Origin of the sequence: Lysinibacillus sp. FW12 (assembly GCF_050817245.1) — a bacterium.
GTDB classification, from domain to species: Bacteria; Bacillota; Bacilli; order Bacillales_A; family Planococcaceae; genus Lysinibacillus; species Lysinibacillus irui.
The window spans coordinates 1,935,831-1,954,575 of record NZ_CP139094.1; the positions used below are offsets into that span (position 1 = coordinate 1,935,831).

Here is an 18,745-nt window from a genome sequence, read left to right on the forward strand (position 1 = left end):
AGTCCATGCAAACAAATCGTTTTGTACTGGCTGGTACGGGCAGTGGCGTAGGCAAAACGACCTTTACTATTGGTCTGATGAAAGCTCTACAAAATAAAGGGAACATTGTGCAGGGCTTTAAATGTGGTCCTGATTATATCGATCCTACCTATCATACGGCTGTAACAGGCAGGGTTTCACGTAATATTGATAGCTGGATGTTCTCGCATGAAGCAGTCCGTGATATTGTGGCACGTGCCAGTAAAGATGCCGATGTATCCATTATTGAAGGAGTGATGGGCTTTTACGACGGCAAAAGTCCATTATCAGATGCGGGTTCTGCAGCAGATATTAGTGTAGTGACAGAGAGTCCGGTTATTTTAATAGTCAATTGTGCAAGTATGGCACGTAGTGTGGCGGCTGTTGTAAAGGGCTTCCAATTGCTCTCAGATAAACCACGAATTGTAGGCGTTATTGCTAACCAAGTTGGTAGTGTGGGTCATTACGAAATCGCCAAGGCCGCTATTGAACAAGAATGTGGTATCCCTGTCATTGGCTATCTAAAGCGGGAGGAAGGGATTGATATTCCAAGTCGTCATTTAGGTTTAGTGCCCGCCATTGAAAGAGGGGAGCTCGATTCCTTTTTTGAGAAACTAGGTGACCTTATGGCTGAGACCATTGACTTAGATCAATTACTTGATTTAACAAGGGCTCCCATGCTTCAAGAATGCGGTCAGCTATTTAGAGAAGAGCCTTCACAAAATATTTGTCTCGCTGTGGCAAGAGATGCAGCCTTTAATTTTTATTATGAAGAAAATTTGGCTTTGTTACGTGCGAAGGGTGCGACATTGCAATTCTTCTCACCACTTGCCAATGAACCTGTACCAGCACAAGCTGATGGCTTATATATTGGTGGAGGCTTCCCTGAAGAATTTGCGGAGACACTTGCTAAAAATACCGCTGTGAAAAATTCGATACGTGAAGCTATCACTAAAGGTCTGCCAACATTAGCAGAATGTGGAGGCTTTATGTATTTAACAGAGGCGATTACCAATAGCCATGGTGAACGTTATGATATGGTAGGTGTCATTCCAGGAGAAGTAGCAATGCAAACAAAATTAGCAGCACTAGGCTATCGTGAAATTTTTGGTACTGCGGATAATTTCTTAATCGGTGCAGAGGAACAAGCGAAAGGACATGAATTCCATTATTCTAAATATAGTGGCTCTCTTCACACCCCTGCCTACGAAACGATTGGACGTTTTGGTAAAAAGCAAGAAGGCTATCAAAGGGGAAATTTGGTGGCTGGTTACACACATTTCCATTTTGTATCAAACCCAAAGCTAGTTGATAATTGGTTAACAGCTTGTAAGAAGGTGAAAAATGATGACTAATTATTTTCCAATTCATATCAATTTAGAATATAAAACAGTTGTGATTGTAGGTGGCGGTCATGTTGCAACACAGAAGGTAGCATCCTTGTTACCAGCAAAGGCCCATATCGTCATTGTCAGTCCTACACTCCATGACACATTACAGCCACTTGCTGAATCAGGGCAAATTACTTGGAAGCAAAAGGAATTTGAACCACGTGATTTGGATGATGCGATTCTCATTATTGCAGCAACGAATGAGACGGCTGTTAACGAAGCTGTACAAGAGGCTGCACAGCATTGGCAATTAATTAATCGAACAGATCAGCAAAGTGAAAGTGATTTCATTACGCCAGCGATTGTTCGCCGAGGTCCATTGGTATTAACTGTCTCAACATCGGGAGCAAGCCCAGCTTTAGCCCGCAAAATTAAAGCAGATTTAGAAGATCAATTTGATGAAATCTATGAAGACTATGTATGCTTCTTACAACAAGCCAGGTTAATGATTGCTGCAAAGTATGACAAGGGCCCACAAAGACGTGCAGCATTGCAAGCATTGCTAGAGCCAAACATTTTGGAATGGACACGTCATGGTGAAATCGATCAACGTGAAGCATATTTACAACAATTATTGATGGGAGAAAAGCAATGAAGGATGGAATCGTATATATCGTTGGGGCAGGCCCTGGAGATCCGAAGCTCATTACTGTGTATGGCCTGGAATGTATTCAAAAGGCGGATGTCATCGCTTATGACCGTCTTGTGAATCCTACATTGCTTGATTTTGCAAAAAAGGATGCCGAGCTCGTTTATTGCGGCAAACTTCCAGGGAAGCATCATCTCATCCAAGATGAAATTAATGCATTACTTGTTGAAAAAGCACAACAAGGAAAGGTTGTCACACGCCTTAAAGGGGGCGATCCCTTTGTCTTTGGTCGAGGTGCCGAAGAAGCAGAAATACTAAAAAATCATGGTATTTCGTATGAAATCGTTCCGGGTATTACAGCAGGAATTGCGGCTCCTGCTTATGCAGGGATTCCTGTGACACATAGAGATTTTGCGACAAGCTTTGCTCTTGTGACTGGCCATGGTCGTGAAGAAAAAGGGCAAGATTTCTTAAATTGGCCTGCACTAGCAATTGGCATTGATACCGTTGCTTTTTATATGAGCGTTGGCAATATTGCCTATATTGCTCGAAAATTAATCGAGAATGGACGTAAGGCAACAACGCCTGTTGCAGTCATTGAATGGGGCACAACTGCTCAACAACGAACGATTACAGGGCAACTTGATGAGATTGCAGGCATTATTGAACGTGAAGGGTATCATAATCCTTCTATGATTGTAGTTGGCGATGTAGTCAATGTACGAGAAAAAATTCAATGGTTTGAAGAGCAGGGACTTGCCTTTTCATAATCATTTAGTTGAAGCGCAATAGGAGGAAGTAATATGACAGTCATCGAAGCATTAAAAAAGCGACGAGCAATTCGAAATTACACAACGCAGCCAGTAGAAAAGGAAAAAATTGAACAAATTTTACAGGCAGCAACTTATGCGCCAAATGACCGTATGCGTGAGCCTTGGCATTTTTATGTCATCCAAGATGAAGCCATGAAGCGCTATGAGGCAATGGCGAGTGCTTATTTACAAGAGCGCTTCCCAACAAAGCCGAATTTAGTAGAAAGCTCTTTAAAGGTTGTCCAAACAACGCCTGTAGCGATTGTCGTAACAGCAGATGTGGTAGAAGGTGATGCCGATGCAACGCAAGACAATGTCTTTGCCGTATGTAGTGCCATTATGTCCATGTGGCTGACAGCTGAAGAGCTTGGACTTGGTTTTGTCTGGCGTACACGTGGTGTCGGACTTGTTCATGATCCACGTATGCATGCATTTATTGGAGCAAGTGCTAGTCAAAAAGTAGTCGGAACAATATTTATTGGGTACCCACAAGAGCAAGAACTGAACGACAAGAAGCGCACGCCATTTGAAGAAAAGACAACTTGGCTCTAAGGAGGCTAACAGCATGGCAAGAAAAGGCTTGTTTTTAGTATATACAGGCGAAGGAAAAGGTAAAACGACAGCATCACTTGGTGTAACATTACGCGCGGTTGGCCGAGGCTTAACTGTGCGCTATTTACAGTTCATCAAATCCCCCGACCGTACTTACGGAGAGCAAATTGCCCTTCGTAAACTTGGAGTGGAGATGGAGCAGATGGGTATTGGCTTTACGTGGACAAAAACACCTGAGGAGCATCGTACTGCCTTAGCAAAGGCATGGATAAAAACGAAGGCAGCTCTGCAAGATGAGAGCCTCGATTTATTGGTACTAGATGAATTAAACAATGCACTCGCGATTAGCAAGTTTCCAATCGATGATGTCCTACCATTAGCAGAAGTCATCGAGGCTATCCAGCAACGCCCATCTACCATGCACCTTGTCATCACAGGAAGAAGCGCACATCCTGCGTTACTAGCAATGGCTGATTTAGTATCGACCATCGATGCAACAAAGCACTATTATGATGAAGGTATTCCAGCAGTAAAAGGACTAGAATTTTAACAATCCGTTGGATGAAGGGTAATACCTGGGAGCGAAGGTGAATACCCGCGAAGCAAGGTAAATACCCGCGGAGTGAGGGTGAATACCCGCGAAGCAAGGTGAATACCCGCGGAGTGAAGGTGAATACCCGCAGAGTGAAGGTGAATGCCCGCGGAGCGAAGGTGAATACCCGCAGAGTGAAGGTGAACACCCGCAGAGTGAAGGTGAATACCCGCGAAGTGAAGGTAAATACCCGCGAAGTAAGAGTGAATACCCGCGAAGTGAAGGTGAATGCCCGCGGGGCCAGAGCATAAACCGCGTTACACCAATAATTACGGAGGAAAGTGACTATGCCAGCAAAATCGATCATGATTCAAGGAACCGCTTCCGATGTTGGAAAAAGTATGATATGTACGGCATTGTGTCGTATATTTTCGGATGATGGATTTCATGTAGTGCCGTTTAAATCACAAAATATGGCCCTAAATTCATTTGTAACAGCTGATGGTGGAGAAATCGGCCGTGCACAAGGGGTACAGGCCGAGGCAGCACGTGTTGTGGCGACGACTGATATGAATCCCATACTGCTGAAACCGAAGCAAGATATGATGTCAGAGGTCATTGTCCATGGCAAGCATTTTTTAAATATGGATGCCAAAAGCTACCGCAATAATTTTGTTCAGGAAGCGATGCCGATCGTTGAAAAATCAGTACGCACACTCCAAAATACATATGATGTTATTGTGCTAGAGGGGGCAGGTAGCCCAGCAGAGATTAACTTAAAGGATCGCGATATTGCCAATATGCGTATGGCGCATTTAGCAGATGCAGCAGTAGTGCTTGTTGCTGATATTGATCGTGGTGGGGTCTTTGCCTCGATTGTTGGTACATTAGCATTGTTAGATGATGATGAACGTGCACGTGTCAAGGGACTAGTTATCAATAAATTTAGAGGCATGCGTGAATTATTAGATGATGGTTTAGCATGGGTGGAGCGTGAAACAGGCATCCCGGTTCTTGGTGTTATCCCTTATGTAGATGTCAATATTGAAGCAGAGGATTCCCTTGCTTTATCATCACTGCGCTTTAAAAAGCCAAAACGTGGCGAGTTTGCCGTAGATGTTGCGATGATTCGTTTGCCACGTATTTCAAATTTCACCGATATTGATCCATTTTTTGATGAGCCAGAAGTAGGTGTACGCTTAATTGGACATGTTAACGAGCTTGGCACACCAGATTTGCTTATACTGCCGGGTACAAAAAGTACTATGGATGATTTAGCTTGGTTAAAAGAGCAAGGCTTCGATCAAGCCATCCATCATTTACGTGAGCGCGGAACAAAAATAATCGGCATTTGCGGTGGATTTCAAATGCTTGGTGAAACATTGCTAGACCCTGAGGCGGTAGAGGGAAATGGTGAATCTGCTCATGGTCTTGGTTTATTGCCAATGGAAACGATTTTTGTAGGCAATAAAAAAACGGTACAAATGACAGGAACAAGAGGACAGGACACATTGACAGGCTATGAAATTCATCTAGGACGCACGAAAATTTTACGTGATGAAGTATCGCCGTTCTTACAGCTAGAGGATGGCAGAGAAGATGGTGCGGTTAGTCGTGATGAACAAGTGATAGGAACGTATTTCCACGGCCTGTTTCATAATCGTACATTCACTCGTCAGCTAGTTAATGAAATACGAGCAAAAAAAGGGTTAGCAGCTTTACCAAGTGATGTAAAAAGTGACGCCGAACGAAGAGAAGATGCCTATAATATGTTAGCCGAGCATGTTCGAGCCAATCTTGATATGAAAAAGATTTATGAAATTTTAGCATTAGAGGTATCTGTATGACGAGAAAAGGACCGTTAGCCATTAATTATGAGGCTTTATGGCAAGAAGGCATGAAGGACTGGCATGGTAATATGCCTGAGCGTATGGTGAATGATCAGCTAGAGGAGCAATTTTGGGCGCAGTCTGTTGCACGTAAAAAAAAGGGGCAAACAGATCCTTATGCTGCACGTATTTTCCAGGAGCTTCAGAAAAGCATTGAACCACAGCATTCTGTGTTAGAAATTGGCCCAGGCTGGGGTAATTATACATTGCCATTAGCCGAGATAGTAAACAAGCTAACATGTGTGGATAGCTCAGAAAGCATTTTACAATACTTACAACAATGCATGGCTCATCAGGAGCACGTTTCATATGTTCATGCTAAATGGGAAAGTCTAGAGAATGATGAAATGGAACAGCATGATATCGTCTTGGGTGTGAATTGCTTTTACCGCATGTATGAGATTAAATCTGCCTTACACCATATGAATCGACTAGCAAAAAAGCGTGCCATCATTGGGATGACAACAGGGCCTATACAGCCACACTACGAGCGATTATATGAAAAGTATGGCTATGAGATCAAATTCCCGCGCAGAGATTATATAGAATTTTTGAATTTACTGTATGAAATGGATATCTATGCGGATTGTCAAATTATCCCGCTGGAACGTGTCTATGAATATGAAAGCTATGAACAGCTTATAACAACGCAAAGTAAAAAAATACTAACGACGAACTTCCAGCGAGCACATGTGGAGGAATCTCTCCTCCCTTTTATTGAAGAAAAGGATGGTCGATATTATTATCGTCATGATTTTCATGCAGCACTTGTTTCATGGCAACCAAAATAAACGAGAAACCTTTGGAGAAGGCCATTCACCAAAGGTTTTTCTTATGGGGAATGATAAGGTACAATAAAATGATAAAAAAAGAAGTGAGGTGGCATATGTGCAGCTACATTTTTTAGGGACAGGCGCAGGCATGCCTTCAAAAGAACGAAATACGAGTGCATTGATGGTAAAACTGTTAGATGAAGTGAGCGAAATGTGGTTATTTGACTGTGGGGAGGCAACACAGCATCAAATCTTACACACGTCATTAAAGCCTCGGAAAGTAACAAAAATTTTCATTACACATTTACATGGGGATCATATTTTAGGATTACCTGGTTTTTTAAGCTCTCGATCCTTTCAAGGAGGAGATGAACCCCTTACGATTTTCGGACCAGCAGGGTTACAGCAATGGATTGAACAAACATTGGCCTTATCCAAAACTCATTTAACGTATCCACTTCGCTTTGTAGAAGTGCAGGAAGGGCTTATTTATGAGGATGCACACTTTACAATTCGTGCAAGAGAACTTCGTCATGTTGTTCCATGCTACGGCTACCGTATTGAACAAAAGGATTTACCGGGCGAGTTATTAATCGACAAAGCACAAGCACTCGGTGTGCCTAAAGGACCGTTGCTTGGACAATTGAAAAATGGCCAAGATATTGTGCTTGAAAACGGCAAAGTGATTCAAGCGAAGGACGTTGTGGCACCTGCAAAAAAAGGCTTCACCCTGACGATTTTAGGTGATACGAAATATTGTGAAGAGGCCATACAGTTGTCGATGGGTGCTGATATCCTGGTGCATGAAGCCACATTTGACGGCACAACAACGGATTTAGCTGCCAGCTATGGCCACGCTACAAATGTGGAGGCGGCAAAAGTCGCACAGCAAGCGGGTGCGCAGTATTTACTATTAAATCATTTAAGTGCTCGTTTTCTTCCACATGATTTACCTCAATTTTTGGCAGAAGCACAGGAAATTTTCCCTCAAACGCTCCTGACTGCTGACCAAGCCGTCTTTACATGGCAAAACAATCAATTAATTTAATGTCTTAAAAACATCTATTGCTGCTAATAGATGTTTTTTTGTGAAGAAGATAAAGATTCTTAGCCCAAAAAGCTAAAGAACAGCATGACTGACTTTATCGATCAGTTACATACGACACTAGAAAACCTCCAACTATCAGCAGATACCTATATAGGAAAAATATAGTAGGATAAATAGCTTGTTTCACGTATAATTGAAAAAGGGGTGTGGTGAAATGAATCAACAAAAGATGCCACCAGCACTATTACGATTAATCGTTATTTTTCCAAATGTGCTGAGCTATTTATTACTATTCGGTTTAATTATTTTTGTCATGACCAATTATGAAACATTAAAAGCGACGAACAACCTAACCGTTTGGATTATTTTTATTGTTGTACTAGCACCAGCTGCGACATACACGACTTTCAGTATCGTCAAGAAAATTCGAGCGGGACATATGTAAGTGTATTACGTGTTATCACTAGATTTTTTTCTAGGGTAACACTTTTTTTGACAAGTTGTGCTCAATCGACTATATTTTTGTTAGTTACAACTAACATTTGGGGGAGTTAGAATGAAAAAAGATACAAAAGATAAAATTCTTGCTGCTGCCACAACCTTAATGACGGAAAGGGGCTACTCGAATGTGTCGGTGAAAGATATTGCCTCAACTGCTGGTGTTAGCGAAATGACTGTTTTCCGTCATTATGAAACAAAATTGGGTATCCTACAAGCAGTGCTACATCATCATTCTTATATCCCATACTTTGAGCATTTATTTGCGCAAGAGTTATCAGGGGACCTTGCTAATGACTTACAGCAGATTGCCAATACATATCTAGCTTTTATGGAGAAAAATAAACCTATTTTTCTTATTACAACCCAAGATAGAAGTTTGCTACCTGGATTAATGGATACCATTTCGGATAACCAAACGAAGCAATTGCTCCAATTATTAGCTGCTTATTTCCAATCTCAAATCGAACAAGGAAGGATGAAGGAAATAGATACAAAAGGACAGGCTATTGTTTTTTTAACAAGCCTTTTTGGATTTTTTGTATCAAATGCATTATGGGATTATCATTTCTTAAAAGATCAAAGGGATACTTTTGTTCATAATTTAATAACTAATTTTGTGAGTGGAGTTATTGTATAACTTTCACTCACACAACTTTACTATATTTTTTTAAAACAAAATGTTAGTTAGTACTAACATACATAGAAGAGGAGATTTATATGAATAGAAAAAGAAATTTAATAGTAGCTATTTTACTAGCTGCTGCATTTGTGTCTATTCTCAATCAGACATTATTACTTATTGCTATGCCACCAATAATGGAAGATTTCAAGATAGATGCCAATTTAGCACAATGGCTCACAACTGTGTATTTATTAACAAATGGCATTCTTATCCCGATTACAGCTTTTCTAATCGGTCGTTTCTCGAATCGTTTACTGTTAATAGTTGCCCTCACTTTATTTAGTGTCGGAACTTTTTTAGGCGCATTTGCACCATCTTTTACAGTTTTACTTTTAGCACGAATCATTCAAGCGGCTGGTGCAGGTGTTATTATGCCTTTAATGCAAACGGTATTATTAACGTTGTATCCGAAAGAAAAAAGAGGTTCTATTATGGGATTGGCAGGTCTTGTTACAGGTTTTGCACCGGCAATAGGCCCAACTTTATCAGGGTGGATTTTAGAGCAGCTTACATGGAGACATTTATTTTTTACGGTATTACCTGTTTCGGTCATTGTATTGACAGTGGCCACAATTTTTATGAAAAATGTAACGACTAAAAAAGAGGGGCAGTTAGATAGTCTATCAATTGTCTATTCTTCGTTAGGTTGGGGTGGCCTATTATATGGATTCAGTATAGCTGGAGCGGTTGGATTCAAATCGATGCAAGTATTTGTACCGCTAGTAATTGGTGGGATTATGCTTCTTCTATTTATTAGACGTCAGCTTCAATTACCCAAACCGATGCTTGAATTTCGTGTATTTCAATCAAAGATCTTTTCCATTACAACTTTTTTATCGGGTTTGGTTTATGCGCTCATGATCGGCATTCAAATATTATTAACCTTTTATATTCAAAATGTACGTCAACTTTCGGCATTGGAAACAGGGCTGGTGTTATTGATAGGTGCCCTTGTAATGGGCTTTATGTCTCCAGTGACCGGTAAAATTTTTGATAAGGTTGGAGGAAAAGGCTTGGCACTTGTAGGCTTTACAAGCATTTTACTTGGCTCAAGTTTTTTAATGTGGGTATCAATGCATACAAAACTCTGGCTCATTGCAGGGACATTTACAATCATTTCTTTTGGTATATCAATGATCATGATGCCACTTACAACTGCAGGCATGAACGCTTTACCTACCCATTTGATGGCACATGCGACAGCAGTTAATAGCACGCTGCGTATGGTTGGGGGAGCATTGGTAACAGCATTGCTGGTAACAATCATGAGTACCGTGTCAACATTACAACAGCCAATGGATGCAGCTAACGCCTTGTTAAATGGAATCCGTGCGTCTTTCTTTGTGACAACATTATTGAGTGCCATAGGGTTACTATTATCTTTCTACTTAAGTAAAGAAAACAAGGCTGAATAACCATTACGCTTGTTTCATTCAAATGCACTGCGCATAAAAATAGCCCACCTAGAGAAACTAAGGCAAGAAGAGACTTCGCAGTTATAGAAAAGAGAGGTGCTTTTTGTGAATCCAATCAATTGTGATTTTTCACCGATGAAAGAAACATTAAAGGATGAGCTTCTCCAAGTAATTTTGTCCTTGCAGCAAAGTGTTGAAGAAATGGATACAAATACGAATTGTCTTCTCGGCAATTTTGAAAAAATTAAAGAGAGATTTATGACAATTGAAATGAAGGCGGCTACGTTTTATTTAAATTGTTATCTTTCCCCGTTTACAGAAAAGTATCCGGAATTGTCGCATAGTGTGCAAAATATGTCATTGAAAAGGCATGGTGGTTTAATTGTAATTCAGCGACAAGATGCTTTAGAGGCTTTCATTCAGCCTGGTATTCATATCGGTGCAGATTTAACTCATTCCTTATTAGAATCTATTTTCTTCCCGGGCAATCCGTTACATGATGGGGCAGTTTTAGTCAATCGTAATCAGATAGAGTCAGCAGCCAACGTACTGCCACTGTCAGAGCGTTACACGGGTGAAAAAAAATTAGGAACAAGACATCGAGCTGCGCTAGGATTAAGTGAGATGAGTGATGCTCTTGTAATGGTTGTTTCCGAAGAAACAGGCAAAATCTCCTTCGCCTTTCAAGGCAATCTATATCCCATTTCAACACCTGGCATCATATAGGGATATTCCCTATGAATAAATATCTCAAATTCAAGATATTTTTCTTGCTAAGTTATCACTTGCGTGGTAAAGTGATAACTGAAGGGAGGATGAAGTCGTGAGAAATCATACATTAGGCTCATTAACATGGATTCGTATGATGCGCTTTACAACCCAAAGTAATCAGCTATCGAATGAATTTTTAAAACGTTTTGATTTAACAACAGCACAATTCGATGTTCTGATTCAAATTCAAACTTATGCACCTATTACACAATCTCAATTAGCAAAGAAAGTAACGGTTACTCAAGGGGGCATGTCTCGTATGCTTGCCCGACTTGAAAAAGAGGGACTAATTGAGCGTAAGCAAAATTGGAAGACTAAAACAATTTCATTGACGGCAAAAGGGGAGCACATGATTCAAGCTGCAACCCCCAGTCAGCTTCACTTCCAGTCCTCATTTTTTGAAGAAGTGTTAACAGATGAAGAACTAAAATCTTTATATAAAGTCATGACAAAGCTTGAAAAGCATAGTCGAGAAAAAAAATTGCCACCTGTGTAATTTTTTTTGCATCGTCACTTGCTTAGTCAAGTGAAAACGAGAAGGAGGAAATTGAGGATGCACAAATTAAACGGACACCATCATATTTCGATGCTGACGAAAAATGGCAAACAAAATAATCATTTTTACACTAAAATTCTAGGGCTACGCCGTGTGAAAAAAACAGTAAATCAAGACTCACCATCTATGTATCACTTATTTTATGGTGACTTAACAGGAGCACCTGGTACTGAATTGACATTTTTCGAAATGCCGGTTGCGGGACGTACAGTGAGAGGGACGAATGCCATTACACGTATTGGCTTACTCGTACCAAGCTTTGAAAGCTTACTTTATTGGCAGGAGCGTTTTCAAGAGCTAGGAGTTGAACATAGTGGCATCACATCGTATGCAGGTAAAGATGCGTTATTTTTTGAAGACCATGAAGGATTACGGATGGTGCTGTTAAACCATCAGGGGAAGGAAGCGCCTGCTCAATGGCAAACATGGGATGGCACAGATATACCAGAAGAACATCGCATTTTAGGGATGGGTACAATTGAAATCACTGTACGTTATTTACAACGAACAGTAAATTTACTAAAAGATTTATTTCACTATTCAGTGGTTGAAGATGATGACAAAGAAGCCATTCTGCAATCAAGTGAAGGGGAAGTGCATGGAGAAATTGTCGTCAAGGAATTAGAAGGGCCAAGCGAGAAACCTGGTAAGGGCAGTATCCACCACCTTGCATTACGTGTCTCAACCGTTGAAGAGTTACGGCAATGGGAAGATAAAATTAAGGAGCGAGGATTGGAGAGTTCAGGTGTCGTTGATCGTTATTATTTCCACAGTCTTTATTTTAGAGATCGTAACGGTATTTTATTTGAAATAGCAACAGATGGCCCAGGGTTTACAGTGGATTCCGCCATCGAGGACCTAGGAAAAGAGCTCGATCTTCCACCGTTTTTAGAACAGAAACGTGCGGATATTGAAGCGATTTTAGAACCACTTGATTAAGGAGAGAGAACATGATGGAAAAATATCGTATTAATCAATCACAAGGACTAGAATTTGGATTATATTCTTTAGGTGACCATATTCCAAACCCATTAACAGGACACCGTATTTCTGCACAGCAGCGATTAAAAGAGCTAGTAGAGGCTAGTCAATTAGCAGAGCAAGCTGGTATTGATGTTTTCGGTGTTGGTGAAAGTCATCAAGCTTATTTCACAACACAAGCACATACAGTCGTGTTAGGTGCAATCGCGCAAGCAACATCAAAAATTAAGCTGTCTAGTTCTGCAACGGTATTAAGTGTTTCGGATCCTGTACGTGTCTATGAGGATTTTGCCACAATTGATTTATTATCGGATGGTCGTGCGGAAATTGTTGCGGGACGCGGTTCGCGAGTAGGGGCCTATCATTTGCTTGGTGTTGATTTACATGATTATGAAGAGCTTTTTGAGGAAAAATTAGAGCTACTTATGAAAATCAATGATGAAGAGCTTGTGACGTGGGAGGGCCAATTCCGTGCACCACTCCATCATGCACAAATATTACCGCAGCCAAAAAATGGCTCATTACCGATTTGGCGCGCTGTCGGTGGCCCTCCTGCAAGTGCTATCAAGGCGGGCTATATGGGAATCCCTATGATGCTCACAACATTAGGAGGACCAGCTGTTAATTTTAAACCATCTGTATACGCCTATCGAGAAGCGGCAGAGCGACAAGGCTATGATCCAAAGGAATTGCCAGTTGCGACAACAAGCTTATTTTATGTAGCAGACACAACGAAAGAGGCTTTACAAGGTATGTATCCACATTTAAACGGTGGTTTCCAAGCCATTCGTGGTGGAGGGTATCCAAAACAACAATTTGCTCAAGCTACTGATACACGTGATGCCTTGATGGTCGGTAGTAAGGAAGAGATTATAGAGAAATTACTCTATCAGTATGAATTATATGGTATGCAACGTTTTATGGCACAAATTGATTTCGGTGGGGTACCGTTCGATAAAATCATGAAAAACATTGAAATAATCGGCAATGATATTATCCCTGCAATAAAAAAATATACAGTAAAATAAGGAGTGTACCATCATGAAAATAGTCGCGCTTGCCGGTTCGATTGTCGGTTCCAAAACAAAAACAGCTACGCTTAAAATGGTTGATCTATTACAAAAAAAATACCCAGAGCATGAAGTCACGCTACTGGATCTCGCAGACTATCAGCTAGTATTTAGTGACGGTCGCAATTACTTTGACTATGATGGTGATACAAAATATGTCACAGAAACGATTATGGCTGCAGATGCTATTGTCATTGGGACACCAACCTTCCAAGCTTCTATACCCGCTACATTAAAAAATATCTTTGACCTGTTACCTGTCAATGCCTTTCGCGATAAAGTGGTTAGTGTCATTGTGACTGCGGGGACGTCAAAGCACTATTTAATGGTGGAGCAACAACTAAAGCCAATCCTTGCCTATATGAAAGCACATATAGTTCCGACTTATGTATTTATAGAAGAAAAGGATTTTTTACGCAAAGAAATTGTCAACGATGATGTCCTTTTCCGTCTAGAACGATTGGCTGAGGATACAGTTATGGTTACGGATGCTTTTGCAGATATTCGGGCAAAAAAAGATGCAGAATATGATTTTTAAGATTAATAGAAGAAACGCTGTGTTAGTAGTAGGACACAGCATTTTTTTGTGCTTCAGGCTAGCTATTTGACCATTGAAACCATCGTGCATGACCGTCTGGACTTTCCATTGTACGAATGGACTCGATTGTGCCTTGATTCATAAAATCCTGATGTAGCTGTCCATCAAATAAATTGTTATAGCAATGGTAGAGCGGTCGTTCCATGCTAATCTCTTTTAATTGTTCTAGTAAAGAATGTCGTAATTCGAGTGGTATTTGATTGGCAACATGTGTATGATACACCACCAACATAGCTTCTTGCTCAACTGTCCGACTGAGCTTTTTAATCAATTGAATAGCATCTCCTTTAACCAACTGAATATCTATTTCATTCATGATTGGGAGAGCTTGATTGACTAATGTTCTGCGCTCATGGTGTTCAGGCCAAATCAAAGCCTGAAGCCATTGGCATTCTTTCATATCCCGCAAATCTATCGGATTTAAATCGATACCTATTCGTTGACAAACAACAGGAGGCTTTGACAGAGAGGCAGGCAATGGTTCACCACGATTTTCTGAAATCAACATGATATCATTTTCAGTATTGGTAATGGCTAATTGTTGGTTATAGCAATAATTGTAGTGATCCATGCCAAGCTGCAACCCTGCACTTGCTCCAATTTCAATGAAAGCTAGCGGTTGTTGATGCTTGTCATAAATTTCAGTCATCATTGGGTAGAGATAGGAACAACGTCGAATTTCATTTGTTTGGACAAGCCTTTCTTGTAACAATGTCTTTAATTCATTTGTATGGGACAGTACAAATGCTTTAAAAGCAGGGAACACCTCCTGTATTGGGAGAGGAGAGGGTGTTAAAGATGCATAATAATGAGTTAATGGCTCATCAGATGTTGCTAACAAATAATGAACTGCTGCCAACAATAAATTGGGCGCAGGCTGACCCTGTGGGATCAAGGAGGCAATAGCTAACAAATCCTCATCAATGGCAATTTTATAAGCTAAATGTTCATACAGTGGGCTTGATCCTTTGCATTCATTTTTGGCAAACAAAAGAAATTGTTGACTTAATGTAGTATTCAGCATACGTTTCTCTCCTTTTGGTAGCATCTATATTAATTATCAGTCTATTATTATTGTATAATTTAGTAAATTAAATATATTTAATGAATTTAATTAAAAATTTTAATCAGGGAGGTGAGATATTGGAATATAAGTGGGTCCAATCTTTTATTGTCGCAGCTCAAACTTGTAATTTTCGAACAGCAGCGGAGCAACTGCATTTATCACAGCCAAGCATTACCGTCCATATCCAGCAGTTAGAGGAATTTTTACATGTCCAATTGTTCAAGCGTGAAAAAAACCGTGTCCAATTAACGGACGCTGGAAAGCTGTTTCAACTGGAAGCACAGCAGATGATGAGCCAGTGGGAGCAAAGTATTGAACGTATCAGATTAGCAAGTATAGGTATTCAGGAGAAGATGATTATTGCGATGACCCCTTTAATGGTTGAAACTATATTGCCTCATGTCATCTATCAATTTAGCAATGACAATCCGACACTTGAAATAGCAATTTTAGTAGAGGATTCAACGAAAATAGAAGATTTAGTCAATCAGGATAAGGCCGATATCGGTATTTCGTTATTACCTACACGTTATCGACAATGGTATCAAGAATTACTTATCGATAGTCCACTCGAGTTAGTTATTCCACTTGATGCCTATGATGATGAAACAGGAACCTATATTGATTATGAGGAGCTATTTCAAACGTACACTTTGTTTACGCACCATCATCCAACCATTTGGGGAGAGTTATTACATAAATTAAGAGAAAAATATGTTGTAACGAAGCAAGTATCCATTTCTCAATCGTATGTGGTAAAACGCTTTATTAAAGATGGGTTAGGGATGTCATTTTTACCTCGTATGATTGTAAGAAAAGAACGGATGGAGGGGCGATTTAATATTGTTCCTTTTGAAGCTTTCCCATTACCTAGTGTGCCAGTATACTTATTTTATAAAGAGTCTACACAGGTTACACAGGGATTGGTCGATGTATTGCAAACAAGAAATTATTTATAATTCACACGACGTTCAAAAATGCAATATACATGATGCAGTTAGTTGAAAGGGTTTTCAAAAATATCCTAACTAATTATGTTATCATAGAGTTCTAGAGAGCAAGGGGGCAATAAATATGGTATTTTCTCTTTTTAAAAAAAGAAAGCAGCACAGCCACAGCCATTTAAAAATAGAGTTGAGTTTTGTATCACTAATTTGTCACTGGGTGCAGCAGATGCGTATGACATATTAATGGAACGTGATGAGATAGATATCGAGGAGTCGGGTTGCACATCCCATTGTGAAATTTGCGAGCAAGGTATTTTTGCAATAGTAAATGGAGAAGTTGTGACAGCAGATGATGCGGAGACATTAGTACAGGCTATAGATGAAGAATTAAAACAAAATCCACTTTTCTAATGAAAAACAGCTTGCTAGATAGCAAGCTGTTTTTGCTGGATACTCATTTACCAACCACGAGCGTATTGTACAGGTGGTTGAACTTCTTCGCCTAATTCTTTAACCGCATGTAATGGCCAGTAGGGTTCCCGTAGTAAAACACGTGCTAAGAAAATTAAATCTGCCCGATTGTTTTGGAGAATTTCTTCAGCTTGAATGGCACTTGTTATCAGGCCAACAGCGCCAGTAGGGATGTCAGCCCCGTGCTTGATGGCCTCGGCATGTGGTACCTGATAGCCAGGAAAGACATTAATCGCTGCATGGACAACACCACCTGTTGAGACATCGACTAAATCAACACCTTGGGATTTCATCCAGCGACTAAAGACGATGAAATCCTCCATTGTCGTGCCATCTTCCGCATAATCCTCTGCAGAGACACGCACCAATAAAGGCCCCTCCCAAACACTGCGAATCGCATCGATAACTTGACGAAGGATACGATAGCGATTTTCTTGTGAACCACCGTATTGATCTTGACGTTTATTGGAAGCAGGTGATAAAAATTCGCTAATTAAATAGCCGTGTGCGCCATGAATTTCTAGCACATCAAAGCCAGCTTTTGCGGCACGAACTGCTGCTTGTTTAAATGCTTCTACTACATAGTGAATGTCATCTTCAGTCATTTCCGTCGGGGTTTTATAATCTGAACTAAAGGCAATGGCTGAAGGGGCAAAAATTTCACCATCTACTGCTGCCTTCCGCCCAGCGTGGCCAAGCTGGATACCTGCTTTTGCACCATAAGCTTTTATTCCTTCCACTACTTGACGCAAGCCTTCAATATGTGCATCATCCCAAATTCCTAAATCTTTATTGGAGATGCGCCCTTCTGGAACAACACCTGTCGCTTCTAAAATAATTAAACCAACTTGACCTGCTGCACGTGTGGCATAATGGACCAAATGAAAAGGTGTTACCATGCCATCATCTTCAGCAGAGTACATGCACATCGGTGCCATGACAACACGATTTTTTAAGGAGATTGATTGCAATTGATAAGGTTCAAATAATTTACTCAAAATAAAGCCTCCTAATTCCTAGTGATACACTTTATTTTGCACATAATATTAACCATTTGCAAGTGAACGAGATCGAGCCTCTGCTTCTTTAATGCATGCTTCGATGGCTTCATTAAATTGATATTGCTCTAAAGCTTGAATACCTGCCTCCGTCGTGCCGCCTGGACTTGTAACCTTTTTGCGTAAAACATCTGGTTCATCTACTGATTGCTTAAGCATTTCGGCCGTACCTGCTAATGTTTGGGTCATTAAAAGACGCACAGTATCTTTGGATAACCCCACCTTCGTACCTACTCGTTCAAAGGCTTCCATTAAATAATAAATGTATGCAGGACCACTGCCTGAAAGAGCTGTTACAGCGTGTAATTGATCCTCATCAACTTCAATAACAGAGCCGACAGCCTCTAATAATTGGAGGAACATGATGCGCTGACCTGAAGACACCTCGTTATTAAATGCAATGCCACTTGCTGACATACCAATTGTGGCAGACGTGTTAGGCATCACTCTTGCTACAGGACGATTCCCTAAATATTCTGTAATGGTAGTAATGGCAATCCCCGCTAGAATCGACAGGATAGCAGATTGCTCCGTAATCTTAGATTGAAGGTCACACATCGCAGCAATAGCATCTTTTGGCTTCATCGCTAAAATAATAAGATCCGCCTCCTTGTAAATCGCCTGATCAAACAGACAATGAACGCCATATGTTTCTTGTAGAAATTGTAAGCGTTCTTTGTCAGAGCGATTGGTGACGTAAATTTCCTGTGGGGTAAAGACCTTTTCCTTAATCCAGCCCTGTATCAATGCCTCTGCCATCGACCCTGCACCGATAAATAAAATTTTTTTCATGAACAAAACCTCCAGTTCAAAATAAAAAAGCGCTCTCGTCCTTATTTCGAAGGACGAAAACGCTATTGTTTCCGCGGTACCACCTTTGTTTGCCATTAGTTGGCACAACTCTTAGCCCTTTTATCGCAAGGGAAACGGTTATGTTTACATAACTGCTCAGAAGTAGGTTCTGTAATGGGAGTGGGTGATGTCACTTTCAGCATATGTAACACTCTCTAACACCTTCACCAGTT

Annotated in this window: 21 protein-coding genes; 18 read left to right on the forward strand and 3 right to left on the reverse strand. The window is 40.5% G+C overall.

Annotation, left to right across the window (positions count from 1 at the left end):
• The first annotated feature begins 5 nt into the window (after positions 1-5).
• The 16 genes from SJW71_RS09865 (at position 6) to SJW71_RS09940 (ending at position 14,118) form a co-directional block, all read left to right on the forward strand.
• Positions 6-1,373: a cobyrinate a,c-diamide synthase gene (locus SJW71_RS09865; protein WP_322611908.1), complete on the forward strand. Its 1,368-nt coding sequence runs from the start codon at positions 6-8 to the stop codon at positions 1,371-1,373.
• On the forward strand, positions 1,366-2,004 hold the full coding sequence (locus SJW71_RS09870) for a precorrin-2 dehydrogenase/sirohydrochlorin ferrochelatase family protein (protein WP_322605563.1): 639 nt from the start codon (positions 1,366-1,368) through the stop codon (positions 2,002-2,004). Before SJW71_RS09865 ends, SJW71_RS09870 begins: the two co-directional genes overlap by 8 nt.
• On the forward strand, positions 2,001-2,768 hold the full coding sequence (cobA, locus tag SJW71_RS09875; protein WP_274793556.1) for a uroporphyrinogen-III C-methyltransferase: 768 nt from the start codon (positions 2,001-2,003) through the stop codon (positions 2,766-2,768). Before SJW71_RS09870 ends, cobA begins: the two co-directional genes overlap by 4 nt.
• A 33-nt stretch (positions 2,769-2,801) precedes the next feature.
• A complete protein-coding gene (locus SJW71_RS09880) occupies positions 2,802-3,362 on the forward strand; it encodes a nitroreductase family protein (protein WP_274793555.1) in 561 nt (186 codons plus the stop codon).
• A gap of 13 nt (positions 3,363-3,375) precedes the next feature.
• Entirely contained in the window at positions 3,376-3,912 is a 537-nt protein-coding gene (locus tag SJW71_RS09885; RefSeq protein WP_431812064.1) for a cob(I)yrinic acid a,c-diamide adenosyltransferase, read from the forward strand.
• Positions 3,913-4,241: 329 nt separating this feature from the next.
• Positions 4,242-5,741, forward strand: coding sequence for a cobyric acid synthase (locus SJW71_RS09890; RefSeq protein WP_274793553.1), 1,500 nt, complete (start codon positions 4,242-4,244; stop codon positions 5,739-5,741).
• Positions 5,738-6,574: a class I SAM-dependent methyltransferase gene (locus tag SJW71_RS09895; RefSeq protein ID WP_274793552.1), complete on the forward strand. Its 837-nt coding sequence runs from the start codon at positions 5,738-5,740 to the stop codon at positions 6,572-6,574. The genes SJW71_RS09890 and SJW71_RS09895 overlap by 4 nt, the downstream gene beginning before the upstream one ends.
• A 97-nt stretch (positions 6,575-6,671) precedes the next feature.
• Positions 6,672-7,604, forward strand: a complete 933-nt coding sequence (gene rnz, locus SJW71_RS09900; protein ID WP_274793551.1) for a ribonuclease Z — start codon at positions 6,672-6,674, stop codon at positions 7,602-7,604.
• Positions 7,605-7,818: 214 nt separating this feature from the next.
• Positions 7,819-8,049, forward strand: coding sequence for an acyl-phosphate glycerol 3-phosphate acyltransferase (locus SJW71_RS09905; protein ID WP_274793550.1), 231 nt, complete (start codon positions 7,819-7,821; stop codon positions 8,047-8,049).
• 111 nt (positions 8,050-8,160) lie between these two features.
• On the forward strand, positions 8,161-8,742 hold the full coding sequence (locus tag SJW71_RS09910) for a TetR/AcrR family transcriptional regulator (RefSeq protein WP_274793549.1): 582 nt from the start codon (positions 8,161-8,163) through the stop codon (positions 8,740-8,742).
• Between the two features lie 80 nt (positions 8,743-8,822).
• Entirely contained in the window at positions 8,823-10,202 is a 1,380-nt protein-coding gene (locus SJW71_RS09915) for an MDR family MFS transporter (RefSeq protein WP_322605560.1), read from the forward strand.
• A 105-nt stretch (positions 10,203-10,307) separates the two neighbouring features.
• Positions 10,308-10,928 (forward strand): sporulation-specific diadenylate cyclase CdaS, encoded by a 621-nt coding sequence (cdaS, locus tag SJW71_RS09920; RefSeq protein WP_431812065.1) that lies wholly within the window; start codon positions 10,308-10,310, stop codon positions 10,926-10,928.
• A 97-nt stretch (positions 10,929-11,025) separates the two neighbouring features.
• Positions 11,026-11,469 (forward strand): MarR family winged helix-turn-helix transcriptional regulator, encoded by a 444-nt coding sequence (locus tag SJW71_RS09925; protein ID WP_274793545.1) that lies wholly within the window; start codon positions 11,026-11,028, stop codon positions 11,467-11,469.
• A 57-nt stretch (positions 11,470-11,526) separates the two neighbouring features.
• On the forward strand, positions 11,527-12,468 hold the full coding sequence (locus SJW71_RS09930; protein WP_431812066.1) for a ring-cleaving dioxygenase: 942 nt from the start codon (positions 11,527-11,529) through the stop codon (positions 12,466-12,468).
• A 14-nt stretch (positions 12,469-12,482) separates the two neighbouring features.
• Positions 12,483-13,538, forward strand: coding sequence for an LLM class flavin-dependent oxidoreductase (locus tag SJW71_RS09935; RefSeq protein WP_431812199.1), 1,056 nt, complete (start codon positions 12,483-12,485; stop codon positions 13,536-13,538).
• Between the two features lie 13 nt (positions 13,539-13,551).
• The gene (locus SJW71_RS09940; protein WP_431812067.1) at positions 13,552-14,118 is read left to right on the forward strand and encodes an NADPH-dependent FMN reductase; all 567 of its coding nucleotides are present in this window, start codon (positions 13,552-13,554) and stop codon (positions 14,116-14,118) included.
• Positions 14,119-14,176: 58 nt separating this feature from the next.
• On the opposite strand, the gene SJW71_RS09945 is transcribed toward SJW71_RS09940, so the two are convergent.
• Positions 14,177-15,202 carry a DUF2332 domain-containing protein gene (locus tag SJW71_RS09945; protein WP_431812068.1) on the reverse strand — a complete coding sequence of 342 codons (1,026 nt, stop codon included), beginning with the start codon at positions 15,200-15,202 and terminating at the stop codon, positions 14,177-14,179.
• 119 nt (positions 15,203-15,321) lie between these two features.
• On the opposite strand from SJW71_RS09945, the gene SJW71_RS09950 reads away from it, so the two are divergent.
• On the forward strand, positions 15,322-16,203 hold the full coding sequence (locus SJW71_RS09950) for a LysR family transcriptional regulator (protein WP_312507267.1): 882 nt from the start codon (positions 15,322-15,324) through the stop codon (positions 16,201-16,203).
• A 231-nt stretch (positions 16,204-16,434) separates the two neighbouring features.
• Entirely contained in the window at positions 16,435-16,602 is a 168-nt protein-coding gene (locus SJW71_RS09955) for a DUF1450 domain-containing protein (RefSeq protein WP_431812069.1), read from the forward strand.
• Positions 16,603-16,649: 47 nt separating this feature from the next.
• On the opposite strand, the gene namA is transcribed toward SJW71_RS09955, so the two are convergent.
• A complete protein-coding gene (gene namA, locus SJW71_RS09960; RefSeq protein ID WP_431812070.1) occupies positions 16,650-17,660 on the reverse strand; it encodes an NADPH dehydrogenase NamA in 1,011 nt (336 codons plus the stop codon).
• Between the two features lie 48 nt (positions 17,661-17,708).
• Positions 17,709-18,512, reverse strand: a complete 804-nt coding sequence (gene proC, locus SJW71_RS09965; RefSeq protein WP_274793537.1) for a pyrroline-5-carboxylate reductase — start codon at positions 18,510-18,512, stop codon at positions 17,709-17,711.
• Positions 18,513-18,745: the final 233 nt, after the last annotated feature.